21 protein-coding genes are annotated in these 20,815 nt (G+C 71.1%); 15 read left to right on the top strand and 6 right to left on the bottom strand.

What is annotated here, in order from left to right; translation table 11 throughout:
• Nucleotides 1-68 precede the first annotated feature (68 nt).
• Nucleotides 69-1,286, bottom strand: a complete 1,218-nt coding sequence (locus tag ACQPYE_RS08970) for an MFS transporter (RefSeq protein ID WP_498720525.1) — start codon at nt 1,284-1,286, stop codon at nt 69-71.
• A 63-nt stretch (nt 1,287-1,349) separates the two neighbouring features.
• On the opposite strand from ACQPYE_RS08970, the gene ACQPYE_RS08965 reads away from it, so the two are divergent.
• From ACQPYE_RS08965 to ACQPYE_RS08955, 3 genes are read left to right on the top strand one after another with little or no spacing between them, the layout of a single operon-like run.
• Complete coding sequence (locus tag ACQPYE_RS08965; protein ID WP_498720524.1) at nt 1,350-1,850, top strand: ArsR/SmtB family transcription factor; 501 nt, start codon at nt 1,350-1,352, stop codon at nt 1,848-1,850.
• A 43-nt stretch (nt 1,851-1,893) separates the two neighbouring features.
• A complete protein-coding gene (hflX, locus tag ACQPYE_RS08960) occupies nt 1,894-3,339 on the top strand; it encodes a GTPase HflX (RefSeq protein ID WP_498720523.1) in 1,446 nt (481 codons plus the stop codon).
• Nucleotides 3,340-3,343: 4 nt separating this feature from the next.
• Nucleotides 3,344-4,372, top strand: coding sequence for a hypothetical protein (locus tag ACQPYE_RS08955; protein ID WP_498720522.1), 1,029 nt, complete (start codon nt 3,344-3,346; stop codon nt 4,370-4,372).
• Nucleotides 4,373-4,387: 15 nt separating this feature from the next.
• Here ACQPYE_RS08955 and lexA read toward each other — a convergent pair whose 3' ends face one another.
• Nucleotides 4,388-5,089, bottom strand: a complete 702-nt coding sequence (lexA, locus tag ACQPYE_RS08950) for a transcriptional repressor LexA (protein ID WP_498720520.1) — start codon at nt 5,087-5,089, stop codon at nt 4,388-4,390.
• A gap of 218 nt (nt 5,090-5,307) precedes the next feature.
• Here lexA and ACQPYE_RS08945 point away from each other — a divergent pair, with 218 nt between their 5' ends.
• The 10 genes from ACQPYE_RS08945 (at nt 5,308) to ACQPYE_RS08900 (ending at nt 14,196) form a co-directional block, all read left to right on the top strand.
• Complete coding sequence (locus ACQPYE_RS08945) at nt 5,308-5,805, top strand: LysM peptidoglycan-binding domain-containing protein (RefSeq protein WP_498720519.1); 498 nt, start codon at nt 5,308-5,310, stop codon at nt 5,803-5,805.
• 257 nt (nt 5,806-6,062) lie between these two features.
• On the top strand, nt 6,063-6,521 hold the full coding sequence (gene nrdR, locus ACQPYE_RS08940) for a transcriptional regulator NrdR (RefSeq protein ID WP_123743391.1): 459 nt from the start codon (nt 6,063-6,065) through the stop codon (nt 6,519-6,521).
• Between the two features lie 101 nt (nt 6,522-6,622).
• Nucleotides 6,623-9,481: a vitamin B12-dependent ribonucleotide reductase gene (locus tag ACQPYE_RS08935; protein ID WP_498720518.1), complete on the top strand. Its 2,859-nt coding sequence runs from the start codon at nt 6,623-6,625 to the stop codon at nt 9,479-9,481.
• An 82-nt stretch (nt 9,482-9,563) separates the two neighbouring features.
• A complete protein-coding gene (locus tag ACQPYE_RS08930) occupies nt 9,564-10,409 on the top strand; it encodes an ADP-ribosylglycohydrolase family protein (protein WP_498720516.1) in 846 nt (281 codons plus the stop codon).
• A gap of 38 nt (nt 10,410-10,447) precedes the next feature.
• Nucleotides 10,448-10,654 (top strand): hypothetical protein, encoded by a 207-nt coding sequence (locus ACQPYE_RS08925; RefSeq protein ID WP_498720515.1) that lies wholly within the window; start codon nt 10,448-10,450, stop codon nt 10,652-10,654.
• Nucleotides 10,651-11,208 (top strand): hypothetical protein, encoded by a 558-nt coding sequence (locus ACQPYE_RS08920; RefSeq protein ID WP_498720513.1) that lies wholly within the window; start codon nt 10,651-10,653, stop codon nt 11,206-11,208. The genes ACQPYE_RS08925 and ACQPYE_RS08920 overlap by 4 nt, the downstream gene beginning before the upstream one ends.
• 30 nt (nt 11,209-11,238) lie before the next feature.
• Nucleotides 11,239-11,829, top strand: a complete 591-nt coding sequence (locus tag ACQPYE_RS08915; protein WP_498720512.1) for a TetR/AcrR family transcriptional regulator — start codon at nt 11,239-11,241, stop codon at nt 11,827-11,829.
• A 72-nt stretch (nt 11,830-11,901) separates the two neighbouring features.
• Entirely contained in the window at nt 11,902-13,101 is a 1,200-nt protein-coding gene (locus ACQPYE_RS08910) for an MFS transporter (RefSeq protein ID WP_498720510.1), read from the top strand.
• 29 nt (nt 13,102-13,130) lie between these two features.
• Nucleotides 13,131-13,457: a metalloregulator ArsR/SmtB family transcription factor gene (locus ACQPYE_RS08905; protein WP_498720509.1), complete on the top strand. Its 327-nt coding sequence runs from the start codon at nt 13,131-13,133 to the stop codon at nt 13,455-13,457.
• Between the two features lie 4 nt (nt 13,458-13,461).
• Complete coding sequence (locus ACQPYE_RS08900) at nt 13,462-14,196, top strand: DUF2071 domain-containing protein (protein WP_498720508.1); 735 nt, start codon at nt 13,462-13,464, stop codon at nt 14,194-14,196.
• A gap of 44 nt (nt 14,197-14,240) precedes the next feature.
• Here ACQPYE_RS08900 and ACQPYE_RS08895 read toward each other — a convergent pair whose 3' ends face one another.
• The 4 genes from ACQPYE_RS08895 to ACQPYE_RS08880 form a co-directional block, all read right to left on the bottom strand.
• Nucleotides 14,241-14,993, bottom strand: coding sequence for a succinate dehydrogenase/fumarate reductase iron-sulfur subunit (locus ACQPYE_RS08895; protein WP_498720506.1), 753 nt, complete (start codon nt 14,991-14,993; stop codon nt 14,241-14,243).
• Between the two features lies 1 nt (nt 14,994).
• Nucleotides 14,995-16,872 carry a fumarate reductase/succinate dehydrogenase flavoprotein subunit gene (locus ACQPYE_RS08890; RefSeq protein WP_498720504.1) on the bottom strand — a complete coding sequence of 626 codons (1,878 nt, stop codon included), beginning with the start codon at nt 16,870-16,872 and terminating at the stop codon, nt 14,995-14,997.
• Nucleotides 16,873-16,881: 9 nt separating this feature from the next.
• Nucleotides 16,882-17,643 carry a succinate dehydrogenase subunit SdhC gene (gene sdhC / locus ACQPYE_RS08885; protein WP_498720503.1) on the bottom strand — a complete coding sequence of 254 codons (762 nt, stop codon included), beginning with the start codon at nt 17,641-17,643 and terminating at the stop codon, nt 16,882-16,884.
• A gap of 118 nt (nt 17,644-17,761) precedes the next feature.
• On the bottom strand, nt 17,762-18,058 hold the full coding sequence (locus ACQPYE_RS08880) for an Rv0250c family protein (RefSeq protein WP_498720502.1): 297 nt from the start codon (nt 18,056-18,058) through the stop codon (nt 17,762-17,764).
• Nucleotides 18,059-18,283: 225 nt separating this feature from the next.
• Here ACQPYE_RS08880 and edd point away from each other — a divergent pair, with 225 nt between their 5' ends.
• On the top strand, nt 18,284-20,149 hold the full coding sequence (gene edd, locus ACQPYE_RS08875; RefSeq protein WP_498720501.1) for a phosphogluconate dehydratase: 1,866 nt from the start codon (nt 18,284-18,286) through the stop codon (nt 20,147-20,149).
• A complete protein-coding gene (gene eda, locus ACQPYE_RS08870) occupies nt 20,146-20,784 on the top strand; it encodes a bifunctional 4-hydroxy-2-oxoglutarate aldolase/2-dehydro-3-deoxy-phosphogluconate aldolase (protein WP_498720500.1) in 639 nt (212 codons plus the stop codon). Before edd ends, eda begins: the two co-directional genes overlap by 4 nt.
• Nucleotides 20,785-20,815: the final 31 nt, after the last annotated feature.

The raw sequence follows: 20,815 nt of genomic DNA, 5'->3' as shown, positions 1-20,815 counted from the left end.
CGCAGCGGTGACAGGACCACCCGAAGGACGGACAGCACCCTCGCGACCGCACGATGGGCGAGCCCGAGTCAGGCGGTCACGGCATCGCGGCTCCTCAGCGGCGACAACACCACCCACAGCACCGACAGGGCCTGCCCCGTCATGGCCACCCACAGCGTGGCCGTGACGCCGATGCCGCCGCCGAGCACGCCGCCCAGCAGCCCGCCGATCGGCATCGAGCCCCACACCACGAACCGGATGCTGGCGTTCATCCGGCCGAGCAGGTGGTCCGGGCAGAGGGACTGCCGGTAGCTGACCTGGGCGATGTTGTAGACCGTCGCCCCGTACGCGACCGCGGCCTCGCCGACGATCAGGAACCCGATCCGCCAGTCCGCCGCGCCCAACGGCACGAGAACCCCCAACGGCCACGTGACCAGGCCGGACAGCCAGATCACGGTGGTCTGGCCGAAGCGGGCGTTCCACCGGTTCGCGGTCAGCGCGCCCAGCACGCCGCCCACGCCCGCCGCGCTGAGGACCAGGCCGACCACGCCGTCCGACAGGCCGAGCCCGCGCACCAGGAACAGCACCAGCACGGCCGCGGCCATGCCGCCGAAGAAGTTCGCGGTGCCCGTGCAGCCGACGATCGCGCGCAGCGACCGGTTGCCGAAGACGAACCGCAGGCCTTCGGCGATCTCGTGCGCCAGACCGGGCTTGTCCGGCTTGCGGGGCGGCGGCTCCTCCGTGCGGATGCGCAGCAGGAACAACGCCGAGGCCAGGTAGCCGACCGCGGTGCCGAGCACGCCCACGGCCGCGCCGACCGCCTGGGCGACGCCACCGGCCACGGCGGGCCCCGACACCTCCGCCACCGCCCGGCTGGCCTCCAGCTTCGAGTTGCCCTCGACCAGCTGCTCCCGGCCGACCAGCGCGGGCAGGTACGACTGGTAGGCGATGTCGAACATGACGGTGGCCGCGCCGACCAGCAGCGCGACCACGACCAGGTGCGGCAGCGTGAGCACGCCCAGCCACCAGGCCAGCGGGACCGACAGCAGCAGGGCGACCCGGGTGAAGTCGGCCACGAGCATCACCGGGCGGCGGCGCAGCCGGTCCACCCAGACCCCGGCGGGCAGCCCGATCAGCAGGAACGCCGCCGTGCCCGCCGCCGACAGCACGCCCATCTCGAACGGCGTGGCGGCCAGCGCGCCCACCGCGAGCAGCGGCAGCACCGTGCGGCCGATGGTCGAGCCGAACTGGCTGATGGTGTCGCCTGCCCACAGCAGGCGGAAGTCGCGATGAGACCAGAGGGACACGCCCGGAAGTGTCGCGGGAGTGATTGGAAACTGTCAATCACTCATCCCGCGGCGGTCTAGGCTGTGCCGGTGCAACGACGTCCGGCGACCGACGCCGAGGCCGCCGCCCTGGCCTCGGCCGTGCGGCTGCGCATCATCCGCCTCACGTACGACCGCGCGCTGACCAACAAGGAGATCGCCGAACGGCTCGGCAAGGACCCCGCCACCACCCTCCACCACGTGCGCAAACTCGTCGCCACGGGCTTCCTGGAGGCCCAGGAGGAGCGCACCGGCAACCGGGGCGCGCGGGAGATCCCGTACCGGTCCACGGGGCTGTCCTGGCGGCTCCACAAGGGCAGCAGCCCGTACCCCGAGGAGACCAGCGAGGCCGTGTTCGAGGCGTTCCTGAGCGAGGTCGCGGAGGTGGGCCCGGCCGCGATGAACCAGTTCCGGCTGGTGGCCCGGGTCGACCGCGGGGAACTAAAACGGCGCCTCCAGACGTTGTTGGATGAGCTGGCAACCGAGCCGGCCCACCCCGACGGGGAACGCGTGGCGATCTACCTGGCGCTCTACCCAGGCGATTAACCACTCGGTCCGGGTAGGGGTGCCGTGGGACGATGAAGGGCAAATGACGGAAAACACGTACAACGGCAACGACTGGCTCGACCACGAGGACGAGCTGTCCACCGGCGACCTGGCGCTCGAAGAGCGCGCCGCGCTGCGCCGCGTAGCCGGGTTGTCCACCGAGCTCGAGGACGTCACCGAGGTCGAGTACCGGCAACTCCGGTTGGAGCGGGTCGTGCTGGTCGGCGTGTGGACCGAGGGCACGACGGCCGATTCGGACGCCTCCATGGCGGAACTGGCCCTGCTCGCCGAGACCGCCGGCTCCGAGGTGCTGGAAGGCCTCGTGCAGCGGCGCGACCGGCCCGACCCGGCCACCTACATCGGCTCCGGCAAGGTCCACGAGCTGCGCGACGTCGTGATCGCGACCGGCGCGGACACGGTGATCTGCGACGGCGAGCTCTCCCCCGGCCAGCTGCGGCAGCTGGAGGAGAAGCTCAAGGTCAAGGTCGTCGACCGCACCGCGCTGATCCTCGACATCTTCGCCCAGCACGCATCCACCCGCGAGGGCAAGGCGCAGGTCGAGATGGCCCAGCTCCAGTACCTGCTGCCGCGCCTGCGCGGTTGGGGCGCGTCGCTGTCCCGGCAGGCCGGTGGCCGTGCCGGCGGCGCCAACGGCGGCGTGGGTCTGCGCGGTCCCGGTGAGACCAAGCTCGAGACCGACCGCAGGCGCATCCGCGCGCGCATCTCCAAGCTGCGCCGCGAGATCGCCGGGATGAGCGTCACCCGGGAGACCAAGCGGCACCGCCGCGTGGCCAACTCGGTGCCGAACGTCGCCATCGCGGGTTACACGAACGCGGGCAAGTCCAGCCTGCTCAACGCGCTGACCGGCGCGGGGGTGCTGGTGCAGGACGCGCTGTTCGCGACCCTCGACCCCACCACGCGGCGCACCGAGACGCCCGAGGGCCTGCCCTACACGTTGACCGACACGGTCGGCTTCGTGCGGCACCTGCCGCACCAGCTGGTCGAGGCGTTCCGGTCCACGCTGGAGGAGGTCGCCGACGCGGACCTGCTGGTCCACGTGGTCGACGGCTCCGACGCGATGCCGGAGAAGCAGGTCGTGGCGGTGCGCGAGGTGATCCGGGAGATCTCGTCCCGGCGCGACGACGCGATGCCGACCGAGCTGCTCGTGGTGAACAAGGTCGACGCGGTGGGCGAGCTCGGCCTCGCCCGGCTGCGGCACCTGTTCCCCACGGCGGTGTTCGTATCCGCGCACACCGGCGAGGGCATCGCCGACCTGCGCGAGCGCATCGCGGCCATGACGCCGCGGCAGGAGGTCGTGGTCGAGGCGCTCGTGCCGTACGCGCGGGGGGAGCTGGTCGCGCGCGTGCACCGCGAGGGCGAGGTGCTCAAGGAGCGGCACACCGAGGAGGGCACCGAGCTGTCCGCCCGGGTCCGCCCGGACCTGGCCGGCGTGCTGGAGAAGTTCGCCGTGAACGGAAGCCACGCCTGATCCGTTGCGAGCGCTGCTGGTAGTCCTGGGCCTGGTGGTGACGGCCGGTTCCGCTTCGGCGGAGCCGGCCGTCGCCGATCTGTGCGCGGTCACCGACCAGCGGCTGGAGGAGCTGTCCGGGTTCGCGTCCGACGGCGGGCAGTGGTTCGCCGTGAACGACAGCGACAACGGCCAGGTGCGGGTCCAGGTGCTCGACCGGACCTGCGCGATCACCCGCACGATCACCGCGCCGAACAACCCGTTCGACGTCGAGGACCTCGCATTGGCCCCTGACGGAACCTTGTGGCTCGCGGACACCGGCGACAACGGAAAGTCGCGCGAAACCGTGGCATTGCACGCCGTTTCACCGGACGGCGGCGTGCGTTTGTACCGACTCACGTATCCTGACGGAAAGCACGACGCCGAGGCATTGTTGATCGACGGTTCCGGCATTCCGCACATCGTCACGAAGGAAACGATCGGATCGGCGTTGGTGTACCGGCCGGCGTCCGGGCTGAGCGAGGACGCGCCGACGCCGCTGGAGCAGGTGGCGCAGGTGTCGATCAAGACGACGGACACCGCCGGCGGACCGTTGCGGAACTCCGTGGTGACGCGCTTGGTCACGGGTGGCGCGATGTCCCGGGACGGCCGGGTGGCGGCGCTGCGGACCTACACCGACGCGTACCTGTTCCCGGTGCCGGACGGCGACCTGGCCGAGGCGCTGGAGTCGGACCCGGTGCGGGTGCCGCTGGCCGGTGAGCCGCAGGGCGAGGCCATCGCGTTCGACCCGGACGGCACGCTGCTGTCGGCGTCCGAGTTCGGCAGCGCCGGCACGTCGTCGGTCGTGCGCGCGGTGACGGGTGCGGCGGCGTTGGCCGTGCCGCCCCCCGCGCCGACGACCACCACGCAGGACGCGCCGGTGGCCGATGAGGGGACCACTGCCACTCCCCCGGCCACCGAACCGCGGTCGCCGTGGCCGGTGGTGGGCGGCGGCGCGGTCGCGTTGGCGCTGGTCGGCGCGCTGGTGCGCCGCTCACGCCGACGCAGGGCGTGAGCGGCGGTCAGCTGCTCAGAGCCTGCGCAGGACGGCGACGACCTTGCCCAGGATCGACGCGTCGTCGCCGGGGATGGGCTGGTAGGCCGCGTTGTGCGGCATCAGCCACACGTGCCCGTCCTCCTTGCGCTTGAACGTCTTCACGGTGGCCTCGCCGTCGATCATCGCGGCCACCACCTCGCCGTTGTCCGCCGTCGGCTGCTGGCGCACGACCACCCAGTCGCCGTCGGTGATGGCGGCGTCCACCATCGAGTCGCCGACGACCCTCAGCAGGAACACGTCGCCCTCGCCGACGATCTCGCGCGGCAGGGGGAACACGTCCTCGATGGCCTCTTCCGCCAGGATCGGCCCACCGGCGGCGATGCGGCCCAGCATGGGCACGTACGCGGGCGTCGGCTTGGACGCCGGGTCGAGGCCGGTCACGATCTCCGCGGGCAGCACGCCCACCGCGCGCGGCCGGTTCGGGTCACGCCGCAGGTACCCCTTCCGCTCCAGCGCGCGCAGCTGGTGGGCGACCGAGGAGGTGGAGGTCAGGCCGACCGCCTCCCCGATCTCACGCACGCTGGGCGGGTAGCCGAACCGGTCGAGCCAGTCGCGGATCACGTCGAGCACCTTGCGCTGGCGCAGGGTGAGCCCGGCGTTGCCCGCGATGTCCGCCGGCGGGGGCGCGGAGGGCACATCGGCGGTGCGCGGGTCTTCGGTGGTCTTGCGTGCCACGGTGCTTCCTCCTCACCGGTCCCGATTGCCCAGGCCGGCTTCTCCGACGATCTTCACGTGTGGACGGTAGTCGCGTTCCTTGTCCAGATCAAACACCTGTTCGAAGTAAACCTCGGCGTGTCCTAGCGATTTCGCCCGGTGAAGTGGTACACATTCGCACGGACGTTCGATCGAACACAGGTTCGATCATGATCGGATGACCTGCGTTGGAGGACATCATGGCGGTGGTCATTGGCACCCGTAACAGCTTCGAACTGGTCGACGGCGCCGGTGCCGAGGATGTCGCCCGCGGCGCCGGATTGCGACCCGGACCACGGGTCCTCCGCCGGTTCGACGTACACGACAAGGACAACCGCCGCCCGTCGACCCGCCCCCGCCCGCTCGCCGTGCGCCAGACCGCGCCCGAGCCGATCGCCTGCGAGACCCGGCCGCGCCGCCACCCGGCCGTCCAGTTCACCGGTTACGCGATGGCCGCGGCCCTCTTCGCCGGCTTGCTGAGCCTGCTGTTCCTGTACTCCTCCGGCGCCACCACCGTCCCCGAACGCACCAACGTGGTGCACGTCCAGGTGGGCGAGTCGCTGTGGGACGTGGCCGAGCGCAGCGCGCCCGCCAGCGACCCCGACGCCGTGGTGGCCCGCATCCGCGAGCTGAACTCCCTCCCGAACTCCGACGTCGTCCCCGGCCAGTCCCTGGTCGTCCCCCACGGCACCCGCTGAGGACCACCGCCCAGCCCGGGTGAACCGCGCTCCCCGACCTCCGGGGGCGCGGTTCGCGCGTTTCCGGGGGCTCCGTCCGATTCCTCCGTCCGAGTGACGGGACACGCCCTGTCCTGACTTGCAGCGCCATGGGCCTTGGGCATAGGTTGACCCCTACATCTAGTGGTTACACCGTTGTAGTTAGTCCACAGGTTGGGGTTTTCCCGACGAGCAGGGCTAACGCGATGGATGCTGCCCAGGGGAGGGGGAGACCAGCCGTGCGATGCCCGTTCTGCCGCAACTCGGACTCGCGTGTCGTCGATTCCCGCGAGGTCGACGAGGGCCAGGTCATCCGCCGCCGCCGGTCGTGCACGGCCTGCGGTCGCCGCTTCACCACGGTCGAGGAGGCCGTGCTCGCGGTGGTCAAGCGCTCCGGCGTGACCGAGCCGTTCAGCCGCGACAAGGTCGTCGTCGGCGTGCGCCGCGCGTGCCAGGGCCGCCCCGTCGACGAGGACGCCCTCCAGCAGCTGGCGCAGCGCGTGGAGGAGTCGATCCGCTCCGGCGGCGTCGCCGAGATCCCCAGCCACGAGGTGGGCCTGGCCATCCTCGGCCCGCTGCGCGAGCTGGACGAGGTGGCGTACCTCCGCTTCGCCAGCGTCTACCGCTCCTTCTCGTCCGTCGAGGACTTCGAGAAGGAGATCGCCGATCTTCGCACCGCCCAGGGCACGGACGACTGAGCGGACGCGACGCAGGACAACCGCGACCGCCTCGGACGGGGAGACCGGACGTGGTCGCGCACGTGAACTTTCCAAGACGAGCAAGACGAGAGGGACCCGGGATGACGGAGACCGTCGGTGGCTCCAGCAAGAAGACGGCCACCCGCAACGGTGCGGGGGACAAGAACGCCAAGCTGAAGGTGGAGCGCGTCTTCACCACCGCTGGCACGCACCCCTACGACGAGGTCACCTGGGAGCACCGCGACGTCGTCATGACGAACTGGCGCGACGGCTCGGTGAACTTCGAGCAGCGGGGCGTCGAGTTCCCCGACTTCTGGTCGGTCAACGCCACCAACATCGTCACCAGCAAGTACTTCCGCGGCGCGGTGGGCACGCCGCAGCGCGAGCACAGCCTGCGCCAGCTCATCGACCGCGTGGTGAAGACCTACGTCGAGGCGGGCGTCACGCACGGCTACTTCACCACCGCCGAGGACGCCGAGATCTACGAGCACGAGCTGACCTGGATGCTGCTGCACCAGGTGTTCAGCTTCAACTCGCCGGTCTGGTTCAACGTGGGCACGAGCTCGCCGCAGCAGGTCAGCGCGTGCTTCATCCTGTCGGTCGACGACACGATGGAGTCGATCCTGAACTGGTACCGCGAGGAGGGCCTGATCTTCAAGGGCGGCTCCGGCGCGGGCCTGAACCTCTCGCGCATCCGGTCGTCCAAGGAGCTGCTGTCCTCCGGCGGCACGGCGTCCGGCCCGGTGTCGTTCATGCGCGGCGCCGACGCGTCCGCGGGCACCATCAAGTCCGGTGGGGCGACCCGCCGCGCGGCGAAGATGGTCGTGCTGGACGTCGACCACCCGGACGTCGAGGAGTTCATCCAGACCAAGGCGCGGGAAGAGGACAAGGTCCGCGCGCTGCGCGACGCCGGGTTCGACATGGACCTGGGCGGCAAGGACATCGTGTCCGTGCAGTACCAGAACGCGAACAACTCGATCCGCGTGTCGGACGAGTTCATGCACGCCTACGAGAACGGCGGGCAGTTCGGCCTGCGCGCGCGCCAGACCGGCGAGGTCATCGAGCACGTCGACGCGAAGGACCTGTTCCGCAAGCTGGCGCAGGCCGCGTGGGAGTGCGCCGACCCGGGCATCCAGTACGACGGCACGATCAACGACTGGCACACCACGCCGGAGTCGGGCCGGATCACGGCCTCGAACCCGTGCTCGGAGTACATGCACCTGGACAACTCCAGCTGCAACCTGGCGTCGCTGAACCTGATGAAGTTCCTGTCCGACGACGGCACGTTCAACGCGGAGCTGTTCGCCAAGTCGGTCGAGCTGATCATCACCGCGATGGACATCTCGATCTGCTTCGCGGACTTCCCGACGCCCGCGATCGGCGAGACGACCCGCGCGTTCCGCCAGCTGGGCATCGGCTACGCGAACCTGGGCGCGCTGCTCATGGCGACCGGTCACGCGTACGACTCCGAGGGTGGCCGCGCGCTGGCCGCCGCGATCACGTCCCTGATGCAGGCCGTGGCGTACAAGCGGTCCGCGGAGCTGGCGGGCATCGTCGGCCCGTACGAGGGCTACGCCCGCAACGCCGAGGGGCACCAGCGGGTCATCCGCAAGCACTCGGCCGCCAACGACATGCTGCGCACGTACCGCGCGAACGACGGCGCGGTGCAGAAGGTCGCGACCAAGGCGTGGCAGGAGTGCCAGCGCATCGGCGCCCGCAACGGCTGGCGCAACGCGCAGGCCAGCGTGCTCGCGCCCACCGGCACCATCGGCCTGATGATGGACTGCGACACCACCGGCATCGAGCCCGACCTGGCGCTGGTGAAGTTCAAGAAGCTGGTCGGCGGCGGCTCGATGCAGATCGTCAACCAGACCGTGCCGCGCGCGTTGCAGGCGCTGGGCTACCAGCAGGAGCAGATCGAGGCGGTCGTCGAGTACATCGGCGAGCACGGCCACGTGGTGGACGCGCCGGGCCTCAAGCCCGAGCACTACGAGGTCTTCGACTGCGCCATGGGCGACCGCTCGATCGCGCCGATGGGCCACGTGCGGATGATGGCCGCGGTGCAGCCGTTCATCTCGGGCGCGATCTCCAAGACGGTGAACATGCCGGAGACGGCGACCGTCGAAGAGGTCGAGGGGATCTACTACCAGGGCTGGAAGCTGGGCCTGAAGGCGCTGGCGATCTACCGCGACAACTGCAAGGTCGGCCAGCCGCTGTCGGCGGGCAAGTCGGCCAAGTCCTCGGCCGTCGCGGAGACCAAGCCCGAGACCGTCGTGGAGTACCGCCCGGTGCGCAAGCGCCTGCCGAAGAAGCGCCCGTCGCAGACGGTGTCGTTCACCGTCGGCGGCGCGGAGGGCTACCTGCACGCCGGTTCGTACCCGGACGACGGCCTCGGCGAGATCTTCGTCAAGCTGGGCAAGCAGGGCTCGACGCTGGCGGGCGTGATGGACGCGTTCTCCATGTCCATCTCAGTGGGCCTGCAGTACGGCATCCCGCTGGAGTTCTACGTCTCGAAGTTCCAGAACCTGCGCTTCGAGCCGGCGGGCATGACGGACGACCCGGACGTCCGGATCGCGACCAGCGTCCTGGACTACCTGTTCCGCCGCCTGGCGCTGGACTACCTGCCGGTCGAGAAGCGGTCGCAGCTCGGCATCTTCACCGCCGACGAGCGCACCGCGCAGGTGAACAACGACTACGGCACCGGCTCCGACGTGGACCTGGAGGGTCTGCGCACGTCGGTCGACGCCGCACCCGCGGCGGCCGCGTCCACCACGCCGGCTCCGGCGGAGAAGAAGTCCAAGCCGCAGGACATCCGGGTGGGCAGCTCCACGGAACTGCTCGAACTGCACCTGGGCACGACCGCCGACGCGCCGCTGTGCATGACCTGCGGCACGAAGATGCGCCCGGCCGGCTCGTGCTACCTGTGCGAGGGCTGCGGCTCCACCTCGGGCTGCAGCTGAGCGTCCGGAACACCGACGCCCGGACGGGGTTCGCTCCCCGTCCGGGCGTTGTCGTGCCCGGAAGGACCTAGGCTGCACGGTGATGTCCTTCGACCTCGCACGACGTTCAGTGGACGGGCTCTCCGTCGGCGACGCCCTGGGCGCGCAGTACTTCGTCCCCGGCCGTTCGCGGTCCGACCTCGCCGCGGGCGTGCTGCCCGACGGGACGTGGCCGTGGACGGACGACACCGAGATGGCCTGCCTGCTGCTGGCCTGGTTGCGCGAGCACGGCGAGGTCGACCAGGAGGGGTTGGCCGGGGAGTTCGCCGAGCACTGCGACCCGTACCGGGGGTACGGGCCCGGAGCGGTGGTGGTGTTGCACCGCATCCGGGACGGGGTGCCGTGGCGCGAGGCGGCGGCGACGGCCTACCGGGGTGAGGGTTCCTGCGGCAACGGGGCGGCGATGCGGGTCGCGCCGCTGGGCGCGTTCTTCGCCGACGACCTCGACGCCGTGGTGACGCAGGCGGTTCGCTCGGCGGAGGTCACGCACCTGCACCCGGAGGGGATCGCGGGTGCGGTGGCGGTGGCCGTGGCGGCGGCCGTGCCCGGTCCCGGGATGTTCGACGCGGTGCTGGACCGCTTGGACGACGGGCAGGTGCGGCGTGGTGTCGAGGACGCGCGGCGGCTGCTGGGGCGCACGACCGCCGAAGCCGCCTACGAGTTGGGCAACGGGTCGCACTCGACCGCCCAGGACTCCGTGCCGTTCGTGCTCTGGGTCGCCGCGACGCACGCCGACGACTACCGGGCCGCCATCACGGCCTGCGTCGAAGCGGGCGGTGACATGGACACGACGGCCGCGATGGTGGGCGGGATCGTGGCCTGCCGCACGGGCGTGCCGGGTGACTGGCTGGCACGACGAGAGCCGCTGCCCACCCACAGCCCGATGTGACCAGCGCTCCCGGCGCGGTCGGCGCCTACGATGTCGCCGTGACGCGGGCGAGCGGGTCGTTGTCGGGGTTGGCGCACGGGGACGCGCGGGGCGCGACGACGTCCGGCGACTCGGCCTCGATCGCGGGCCTCGCCGGCGCGTTCGCGGGCGCGACCCACGGCCTCGACGCGTGGCCCGAGCAGTGGGCCGGGCGCATCGGGCACGGTGGCGAACCGGCGGCGTTCGGCCGGCGGTGGGACCGGTGAACCACGTCCTGGCCGGCTACCGCGTGGCGTCAAGGGACGCACGGCGGGACTGGCAGGACGCCGGCCTGCCGGCAGGCGAGCTGGTGTCGGCGAGCGGTTGCGTCACCACGGTCGTGACGAACGACTGGGACGACTGGTTCGGTGATCCGGCGTCCGCCGCGCGGGCCCGGCAGGGGCGAAGCGACCTGTACGTGCTGGAGGTCGGGATCGCCGCCCAGGACGTCGAGCCCTTGCTGGCGGACGTGCGCGAGGGTGGTTGGGACGTGTCGGCGGGCAGCCTGCCGGCGCGCCTGGCCCGCGCCGAGCCCGTCCTCGCGACCGACGTGCTCGGGTTCGAGCTGCTCGGCTACGACAGCGGCGCCTGGCACACCTGGACGTGCCTCGGCGGCCTGGTCGCGGACGTGCGGGAGGCGACCGGTGTCCGTCCGGGTCGGTGGGGGCTCGTCCAGGACGAGTCGCAGGCGCGAGCGGCGGCCGACTGGCTCACCGCCTCCGGGCTGGGCGACCCCAAGGTGTTCTTCTGGGTGGCGGCTCGGCTCGCCAGTTCTGGATAGGTCAGTCCAAAACCTGCTACCGTGAGCCCCGTGCCCCGCCCCAGGCAGTTCGACGAGGAACAGGCGCTCGACGCCGCCATGCGCACGTTCTGGCTGAACGGCTACGAGGCCACGTCCACCGAAGACCTGTGCCGCGCCACCGGGTTGGGCCGCAGCAGCATCTACAACACGTTCACCAGCAAGCACGAGCTCTTCAAGCGCGCCCTCATCCGCTACACCGAGCTGATGACCGCCAACCAGGTCGCGCTGCTCGAAGACGAGACGCGGGAGCCTGAGGACCGCCTGCGCGACCTCTTCGACGCGATCATCGACGGCGAGGTGGCGAACCGGCGTGACGGTCGCGGGATCGGGTGCCTCACCGTGAACACCACCGTGGAACTGGCCGGCCGGGACCGAGAGGCCGCCGCCCTGATCGAACTCGATCAGCGACGCCGGTTGGACGCGCTCGAAGCCGTCATCTCGGCCGGTCGACGGGACGGCCGATTCACCTCCGGCCGGGAGCCCGGCGAGCTGGCGCGGTTCGTCAACGCGGTCATCGCGGGCATCCGGGTCGCCGGGCAGGGCGGCGCGGACATCCCCACGTTGAAGGCCATCGCGAACACCGCCCTCGAAGCCCTCTAGGCACACCCGGAGGTCCTCGGGCTCGTGATCGGGCGCGTTTTGGACAGATCAATACAAAATAGGAGCGCCGGAATGCCCCGCGTCGTCCACCTGCTCGCCTTCGGCATCTTCGCCATGGTCACCAGCGAGTTCGTCGTCGCCGGCCTGATGCCGCAGATGGCCGCCGGCCTGCACGTCACCATCCCCGAGATCGGCTACCTGATCACGGCGTTCGCCGCCGCGATGGCCGTCGGCGGACCGCTGCTCACCGTGCTGGTGCTGCGGTCGCGCCCCAAGCCCGCGCTGATGGCGCTGTTCGCCGTCTTCCTCGCCGGCAACGTCCTGGCCGCCACCGCCACCGACTACGGCGTGATGCTCGTGGCCCGGGTCGTCACCGGCGCGGCGTCCCAGGCGTTCTTCGGCGTGGCGCTCTCACTCACGTCCGCCCTGGTCGCGGAGAACCTGCGCGGCCGGGCCACCGCGACCGTCCTCAACGGGCTGATGCTCGGCACGCTCCTGGGCCTGCCGCTGGCCACGTTCCTCGGCGCGCACCTCGGCTGGCGGGCGGCGTTCTGGGCCATCGCGGCGCTCACCGTCGTGGCCGCCGCCGGCACGTTCGCGGGCGTGCCGCGACTGGACCGCGTCAGCGGCGACGCGACCGTGCGCGCCGAACTGCGTGCCGTCGCCCGGCCGGAGCTGTGGCTGGTGCTGTCCACCAGCACGTTCGTCATCGGCGCCACGTTCGCCGCGTTCAGCTACGCCAACCCGATCCTGACCGAGGTCACCGGCTTCGCCGCGGGCACGGTCCCGTTGCTGCTCATCGCCTACGGCGCGGCCACGTTGCTGGGGAACCACGTGGTCGGCCGGCTCGCCGACCGCTACGCGCTGCCGACGCTCGCCGCGGGCCTGGTCCTGAACGCCCTCTTCCTCACCGGCTTCGCCCTATTCGCCCACCTCGAACTACCCACCGTGGTCAGCCTGCTCGGCATCGGCCTGGTCGGCGTCACGATGAACCCGGCGCTGGTCACCCGCGTCCAGCGCGGGGGCAACACCGGAGCGCTGGTCAACACCGTGCACGGGTCGTTCATCACGCTCGGCATCATCATCGGCTCGTGGCTGGGCGGCCTGCTCATCACCGACCACGGCCTGCGCGCGCCGTTGTGGCTGGGCGCGGGACTCGCGGTGCTCGGCCTCACCACCCTGATCCCCGACGTTCGGCGACGTGGCGTTCGGCGGAGCGGAGTGCGCGAACCGGCCGCGGCCGGGCCACGTCCCGACCAGGCTCGTTGTTAGCCGTTTAGCTCCTGTGCTAAACAGTGAGCATGGACAGCGTGGCAACCGACCAGGAGGCGGGCGTCTTCCGGGCGCTGGCCGACTCGACCCGGCGGCAGATCCTGGAGGACCTCCGCGCCGGCGAACTCACCGCCGGGGAGATCGCGGGCCGGTTCCCGATCAGCGGGCCGTCGATCTCGCGGCACCTGGGCGTGCTGAAAGCGGCCGGGCTGGTCCGGGAGCGGCGTGAGGCCAACCGGATCTTCTACTCGCTCGTGGACGAACGGCTGGCGTTGCACCTCGGCAGGTTCCTCAGCGCGGTCTGTCCCGAACAGGTGGTCGTCCGGCACCGCCGACGTGCCGCGGAGGAGGGCTGATCACGTGAGGTCGCCGGAGCTGGCCAGTGTCGTGGAACGTCGCCTCCTGGTGAACTACCGCGTCGAGCCGGACGTCGTCGCCCGCCTGCTGCCCGCGCGGCTGCGGCCCCAGCTGGTCGGTCCGTGGGCGGTCGCCGGGATCTGCCTCATCCGGCTCGGGCGGACGCGTCCCCGATGGGCTCCCGAGCCGTTCGGGCTGCGCAGCGAGAACGCCGCCCACCGCGTCGCGGTCGAGTGGGACGGTCCGGGGGGACGCCGGACGGGCGTCTACATCCCGCGCCGTGACAGCGGTTCGGCGGTCAACGCCCTGGTCGGCGGCCGGCTGTTCCCCGGTGAGCACGAACGCGCGCGGTTCGACGTGCGGGAGACGGCCCAGGACCTGCACGTCGGTTTCGCCGGTCTCGACGGCACCACGCGCGTGAGCGTGGACGTCCGGGTCGCCCGCGAGTTCGAGGGCAGCGAGCTGTTCGCCGACCTGGGCGAGGCGTCGGACTTCTTCCGGCACGGCGCGGCCGGCTTCTCCGCCACGCGCGGCGGCGACCGCCTCGACGGGCTGGAACTCCGCACGGACGCGTGGCGGGTGGAGCCGCTGCACGTCCGGGAGGTCCGTTCCTCGTTCTTCGACGACGAGGAGCGGTTCCCGGCCGGCAGCGCGGTGCTCGACTGCGCGCTGCTGATGCGCGACGTGCCGGTGACCTGGCGCCCGCTCCGACCCCTGAGGACCGGAGCGCCGGCCTGAGAGGTCCGCCCACCCGGGGCGGGCGGACCTCGACGAGCCCGTCGTCAGGCCTTGTTGCGGAACAGCTTGTTGCCCAGCCACACGATCGGGTCGTAACGCCGGTCGGCCACGCGTTCCTTCATCGGGATCAACGCGTTGTCGGTGATCTTGATGTGCTCCGGGCACACCTCCGTGCAGCACTTCGTGATGTTGCACAGCCCCAGGCCGTGCGACGACTGCGCCTCCTGCACGCGGTCCGCCTCGTCGAGCGGGTGCATCTCCAGCTCGGCCACCCGCATCAGGAACCGCGGCCCGGCGAACGACTCCTTGTTCTCCTCGTGGTCACGGATGACGTGGCACGTGTTGTTGCACAGGAAGCACTCGATGCACTTGCGGAACTCCTGCGAGCGCTCCACGTCGACCTGCTGCATCCGGTACTCCCCCGGCGCCACGCCGGCCGGCGGCTTGAACGCGGGGATCTCCCGTGCCTTCTTGTAGTTGTACGAGACGTCCGTGACCAGGTCGCGGATCACCGGGAACGTGCGCATCGGCGTCACGGTCACCGTCTCGTCCTCCGCGAACACCGACATCCGCGTCATGCACAACAGCCTCGGCTTGCCGTTGATCTCCGCCGAGCACGACCCGCACTTGCCCGCCTTGCAGTTCCACCGCACGGCGAGGTCCGGAGTCTGGGTCGCCTGCAACCGGTGGATCACGTCGAGCACGACCTCGCCCTCGTTGACCTCGACGGTGAAGTCCACCAGGCCACCGCCCTCGTCCGAACCGCGCCACACCCGGAAGTGCCCCTGGTACCCCATGTCAGCCCTCCAGCTCGTCGGCGGTCAGGTACTTCTGCAGCTCGCTGTGCTCGAACAACGCCAGCAGGTCCGTCCGGATCGGGATCTGCGGCTCCTCCGCCACCTGGACCGAGGAGCCGGACAGCGTGCACACCAGCAGCTTGCGCCGCCAGTCGGCGTCCATCCCCGGGTAGTCGTCCCGCGTGTGCCCGCCCCGGCTCTCCGTGCGCAGCAGCGCGGCACGCGCCACGCACTCGCTGACCACGAGCATGTTCCGCAGGTCGAGCGCCAGGTGCCAGCCGGGGTTGAACTGCCGGTGCCCCTCGACCACCAGGGTCGCGGCCCGCCGCTTCAGCTCCTCCAGGCGCTCGACGGCCCGGTCCATCTCCTCGGCCTTGCGGATGATGCCGACCAGGTCGTTCATCGCCTGCTGGAGCTCCATGTGCAGCGTGTACGGGTTCTCGCCGCCCGCGTCGGAACCGGAGAACGGCGCCACGGCCGTCCGTTCCGCCTCGGCGACCACCTCGTCCGAGCACACGGGCCGGGCGGGGAGCCCGGTCACGTAGTCCGACGCGCCCGCGCCCGCACGGCGGCCGAACACCAGCAGGTCGGACAACGAGTTGCCGCCCAGCCGGTTCGAGCCGTGCATCCCGCCGGACACCTCGCCCGCCGCGAACAACCCCGGCACCGACGACGCGCCCGTGTCCGGGTCGACCTGCACGCCGCCCATCACGTAGTGGCAGGTCGGCCCGACCTCCATCGGCTGCGCGGTGATGTCGACGTCGGCCAGCTCCTTGAACTGGTGGTGCATCGACGGCAGCCGCCGCATGATCTCCTCGGCGGGCAGGCGCGTCGACACGTCCAGGAACACGCCGCCGTGCTCGGACCCGCGACCGGCCTTGACCTCGGAGTTGATGGCCCTGGCCACCTCGTCGCGCGGCAGCAGCTCCGGTGGTCGCCGGTTGTTGCCGGGGTCGGCGTACCAGCGGTCGGCCTCGGCCTCGTTGTCGGCGTACTTGTCCTTGAACACCTCGGGGATATAGTCGAACATGAACCGCTTGCCGTCGGAGTTGCGCAGCACGCCGCCGTCACCGCGGACCGACTCGGTGACCAGGATCCCCTTCACCGACGGCGGCCAGACCATGCCGGTCGGGTGGAACTGCACGAACTCCATGTTGATCAGGGACGCGCCCGCGCGCAGGGCCAGCGCGTGGCCGTCGCCGGTGTACTCCCACGAGTTCGACGTGACCTTGAACGACTTGCCGATGCCGCCGGTCGCGAGCACCACGGCGGGCGCCTCGAACAGCACGAACCGGCCCGACTCGCGCCAGTAGCCGAACGCGCCGGCCACCCGGCCGTCCTCCAGCACCAGGTCCGTGACGGTGAACTCCTGGAACACCTTCAGCCGCGACTCGTAGTCGCCGGTCTCGACGTAGTCGTCCTGCTGGAGCGAGACCACCTTCTGCTGGAGGCTGCGGATCAGCTCCAGCCCGGTGCGGTCGCCGACGTGCGCGAGGCGCGGGTACTCGTGGCCGCCGAAGTTGCGCTGGCTGATCCGACCGTCCTTGGTGCGGTCGAACAACGCGCCGTAGGTCTCCAGCTCCCAGACCCGGTCGGGCGCCTCCTTGGCGTGCAGCTCGGCCATCCGCCAGTTGTTCAGGAACTTCCCGCCGCGCATGGTGTCGCGGAAGTGCACCTGCCAGTTGTCGTTCGAGTTCACGTTGCCCATGGCCGCCGCGATGCCGCCCTCGGCCATCACCGTGTGCGCCTTGCCGAACAACGACTTGCACAGCACCGCCGTGCGCATCCCGTGTTCGCGGGCCTCGATCGCGGCGCGCAACCCCGCACCCCCGGCACCGATCACGAGCACGTCGAACGAATGCCGTTCCAGCTCGGGCAAAACCACTCCTCAGTTGACGAATCGGAGGTCGGCGATCGTCCCGGAGGCGACCAGCGCGACGTAGAGGTCCGTGACGCAGACGAAGATGAGCGAGGCCCACGCCAACTGCATGTGCTTGGCGTTGAGCTTGGAGATCTGCGTCCACGTCCAGTACCGGACCGGGTGCTTGGAGAAGTGCTTCAGCCGCCCGCCCGCGATGTGGCGGCACGAGTGGCACGACAGCGTGTACGCGCCGAGCAGGGCCACGTTGGCCAGCAGCACGATGTTGCCGAGGCCGATGCCGGTGGTGAACGCGAAGACCGCGTCGTAGACGTTGATCAGCAGCAGGAGCGACGCCGCGTAGAAGAAGTACCGGTGCAGGTTCTGCGCGATGAGCGGGAAGCGGGTCTCACCGGTGTACTTGGCGTGGGGCTCGGCCACCGCGCACGCGGGCGGGGACATCCACGCCGCCCGGTAGTACGCCTTGCGGTAGTAGTAGCAGGTCACCCGGAAGCCGAGCAGGAACGGGATGATGATCACCGGCGGGGTGAGGAACCCCGGCAGCGCGGGTAGCAGGCGGCCGAAGTGCGCCGCGTTGGGCAAGCACTCCTCGGTCAGGCACGGCGAGTACATGGGCGTCAGGTAGCGGTACTCGTCCACCCAGTAGTAGTCGCCCATGAAGGTCCGCACGGCCGCGTAGATCGAAATCAGGAGCAGGCCCGCGAACGTCGCCAGCGGCGGTAGCCACCACCGGTCTGTGCGCAACGTGCGCTGGGCGATCTGCGCCCTCATACCTCACCTCGTTCCACGTCGTTGTGGTGCGGGACACATTGTGGTCTGGGACACATCACCGGGCCGAAAACGGGAGCGGCCCCCGCGTTCGCACGCGGGGGCCGGTCCTCTCCTCAGCTCAGGTTCTGTGGCTGCGGTAGCCGCCGAGACCTTCGTCGTCGGCGTCGTGCCACAGCTCCGGGTCGTACGGCGTGTCCGGGACGACGACGACCTCCCTCTCGACCCGGAGCGCTTCGCGCGGTCTGGGCGTGCTGTCCAGCTCCGCCAGCTCGGTCGCGTCGATGTCCATGCGCTCGACGTCGTTGGCCAGCCTCTGCACCGCGGCCACGTCGCCGTACCGCGCGCGCAGCCCGCGGACGCTGTGGCGCAGTTGGCCGAGCGCCCGGCGCAGCTCCACGATCTCGGAGGACGTCACGGTCAGCACCTCCCTCGGGTCGGTCCGTGTGCCGACTCTGCCAAGTGGAAGCCGCTGTGACAAGAACCACAAGTGTCCGAGTCGCATCTCAGGATCTGAATCGTTTTTGTCACGATCATGAGTCGTGACATAGTGTGCTTGCTGTCACGTCCGTACGTGCGACGCCAGCGCTGCCGTCCCACCGGGCCCACCACGGCCCGTGATCACCACCGGAGACAGCGAACCATGAGCGTGCATCCCGTCGTCGCCGCAGTGACGGCTCGAATCGCCGCCCGCAGCGCCGCCGGCCGGTCCGCCTACCTGGAACGAATCGCCCAGGCCCAGCAAGAGGGCCCCGCCCGCCGCGACATGGCGTGCAGCAACCTGGCCCACGGTTTCGCCGGGATCACGGGCGGTGACAAAGACCTCCTTCGTGCACTGCGACGCCCGAACGTGGCGATCGTGTCCGCTTACAACGACATGCTGTCCGCCCACCAGCCCATGAACGAGTACCCCGCGTGGATCAAGGACGCGGCCCGTGCCGTCGGCGGCGTGGCGCAGTTCGCGGGCGGCGTGCCCGCCATGTGCGACGGCATCACCCAGGGCCGCGCGGGCATGGAGCTCTCGCTGTTCAGCCGCGAGGTCATCGCGATGGCCACCGGCATCGCCCTCTCGCACGAGATGTTCGACGCGGCGCTGCTGCTCGGCGTGTGCGACAAGATCACGCCCGGCCTGCTGATCGGCGCGCTGTCGTTCGGGCACCTGCCCGCGATCCTGGTCCCCGCGGGCCCGATGAGCTCCGGCCTGCCGAACTCGGAGAAGGCCCGGGTGCGGCAGCTGTTCGCGGAGAACAAGGCGTCCCGCGAGGACCTGCTCGAAGCCGAGGCGCAGTCCTACCACAGCCCCGGGACCTGCACGTTCTACGGCACGGCGAACTCCAACCAGCTCGTGGTCGAGGTGATGGGCCTGCACCTGCCGGGCGCGAGCTTCGTGCCGCCGGGCACCAAGCTGCGCAAGGCGCTGACCGAGGAGGCCGCGCGGCGCGCGGTGGAGATCAGCCGGGGCGAGGACTACACCCCGATCGGGCAAGTGGTGGACGTGAAGTCCGTGGTCAACGGCGTGATCGCGCTGCTGGCCACCGGCGGGTCGACCAACCACACCATGCACCTGGTCGCCATCGCGTCGGCCGCCGGCATCGAGCTGAGCTGGGACGACTTCGCCGAGCTGTCCTCGGTGGTGCCGCTGCTGGCCCGCGTCTACCCGAACGGCTCGGCGGACATCAACCACTTCCAGGCCGCGGGCGGCGTGCCGTTCCTCGTCTCGACGCTGCTGGACGCGGGCCTGCTGCACGCCGACGTGCGGACGGTGGCCGGACCGGGGCTCGACCGCTACCGGCAGGAGCCGGTGCTGGTCGAGGGCGTGCTGGTGTGGCGGCCTGGTCCGCCGCGCTCGCTGGACACCGACGTGCTGCGGCCCGTGTCGGAGCCGTTCGCGGCCGACGGCGGCCTGCGCATGCTGTCGGGCAACCTCGGCCACGCGGTGATCAAGGTGTCGGCGGTCAAGCCGGAGCACCGGGTCGTGGAGGCGCCCGCCCGGGTGTTCACCTCGCAGGAGGCGTTCAGCGCCGCGTTCCAGGCCGGTGAGCTGGAGCGGGACGTGGTCGTGGTGGTGCGGCAGCAGGGGCCGCAGGCCAACGGGATGCCCGAGCTGCACAAGCTGACGCCCGCGCTGGGCGTGCTGATGGATCGGGGCTTCAAGGTCGCGCTGGTCACCGACGGCCGGATGTCCGGCGCGTCGGGCAAGATCCCGGCCGCCATCCAGGTCACCCCGGAGGCGGCCGTCGGCGGCCCGCTGGCCCGCGTGCGCGACGGCGACGTGCTGCGGCTGGACGCCGAGACCGGCACGCTGGAGGCGTTCGTCGACCCGGCGGAGCTGGCCGCGCGCGAGCTGGTGGACTTCCCGCCGGACGCGCAGGCGTGGACCGGCACGGGCCGGGAGCTGTTCGCCGCGCTGCGCCGGGCGATCGGGCCCGCCGACCGGGGCGCGAGCGTGTTCGGACCCATCGCGGCCTCGCACTTCGAAGGCCAGTTCAACCAGGAGGTGTCCCGGTGACCAACGCCCCGGCCCACGCGACGGCGGCGGATCTGCTGGCGCTGTCCCCCGTCATCCCGGTCGTCGTCGTCGACGACGCCGAGCACGCCGTGCCGCTGGCGCGGGCGTTGCTGCGCGGCGGTGTCCGCGTGATCGAGCTGACGCTGCGCACGCCGGCGGCGCTGGCCGCGATCGAGCGGGTGGCGGCGGAGGTGCCGGGCATCGTGATCGGCGCCGGCACCGTGACCGCGCCGGAGCACGCGGAGCAGGCGGCCAAGGCCGGTGCGGCGTTCCTCGTCACGCCGGGCTCGACCGACCGGGTGCTGGACGCGGCCGAGGACACCGGGCTGCCGTTCCTGCCGGGCGCGGCGACCGTGTCGGAGGCGATGCGGCTGGCCGAGCGCGGGCTGACGTCGCTGAAGTTCTTCCCGGCCGAGGCCGCGGGCGGGGTGGACTACCTGAAGTCCATCGGCGGCCCGCTGCCCGGCCTGCGGTTCTGCCCGACCGGCGGCATCACGCCGGCGACCGCGCCGAACTACCTGGCGTTGCCGAACGTCGGGTGCGTCGGCGGTTCGTGGCTCGCGCCCAAGGACGCGCTGGTGTCGGGCGACTGGGCGCGGATCGAAGAGCTGGCGCGGGCCGCGTCGGCGCTCTGAACCCCCGGGCCGAGGGCGTCTCCCGCTGGGG

Origin of the sequence: Actinosynnema sp. CA-299493 (assembly GCF_050946825.1) — a bacterium.
Classification (GTDB): domain Bacteria; phylum Actinomycetota; class Actinomycetes; order Mycobacteriales; family Pseudonocardiaceae; genus Actinosynnema.
Note: the sequence above shows the minus strand (reverse complement) of the source record. Positions and strands in the feature narration are given on the sequence as shown.

Coding starts and splice junctions, on each gene's coding strand:
- ACQPYE_RS08935 (WP_498720518.1), top strand. CDS start 6,623: ATGACGGAGACCGTCGGTGGCTCCAGCAAGAAGACGGCCACCCGCAAC.
- ACQPYE_RS08930 (WP_498720516.1), top strand. CDS start 9,564: ATGTCCTTCGACCTCGCACGACGTTCAGTGGACGGGCTCTCCGTCGGC.
- ACQPYE_RS08910 (WP_498720510.1), top strand. CDS start 11,902: ATGCCCCGCGTCGTCCACCTGCTCGCCTTCGGCATCTTCGCCATGGTC.
- ACQPYE_RS08945 (WP_498720519.1), top strand. CDS start 5,308: ATGGCGGTGGTCATTGGCACCCGTAACAGCTTCGAACTGGTCGACGGC.
- ACQPYE_RS08905 (WP_498720509.1), top strand. CDS start 13,131: ATGGACAGCGTGGCAACCGACCAGGAGGCGGGCGTCTTCCGGGCGCTG.
- edd (WP_498720501.1), top strand. CDS start 18,284: ATGAGCGTGCATCCCGTCGTCGCCGCAGTGACGGCTCGAATCGCCGCC.
- hflX (WP_498720523.1), top strand. CDS start 1,894: ATGACGGAAAACACGTACAACGGCAACGACTGGCTCGACCACGAGGAC.
- sdhC (WP_498720503.1), bottom strand. CDS start 17,643: ATGAGGGCGCAGATCGCCCAGCGCACGTTGCGCACAGACCGGTGGTGG.
- ACQPYE_RS08895 (WP_498720506.1), bottom strand. CDS start 14,993: ATGGGGTACCAGGGGCACTTCCGGGTGTGGCGCGGTTCGGACGAGGGC.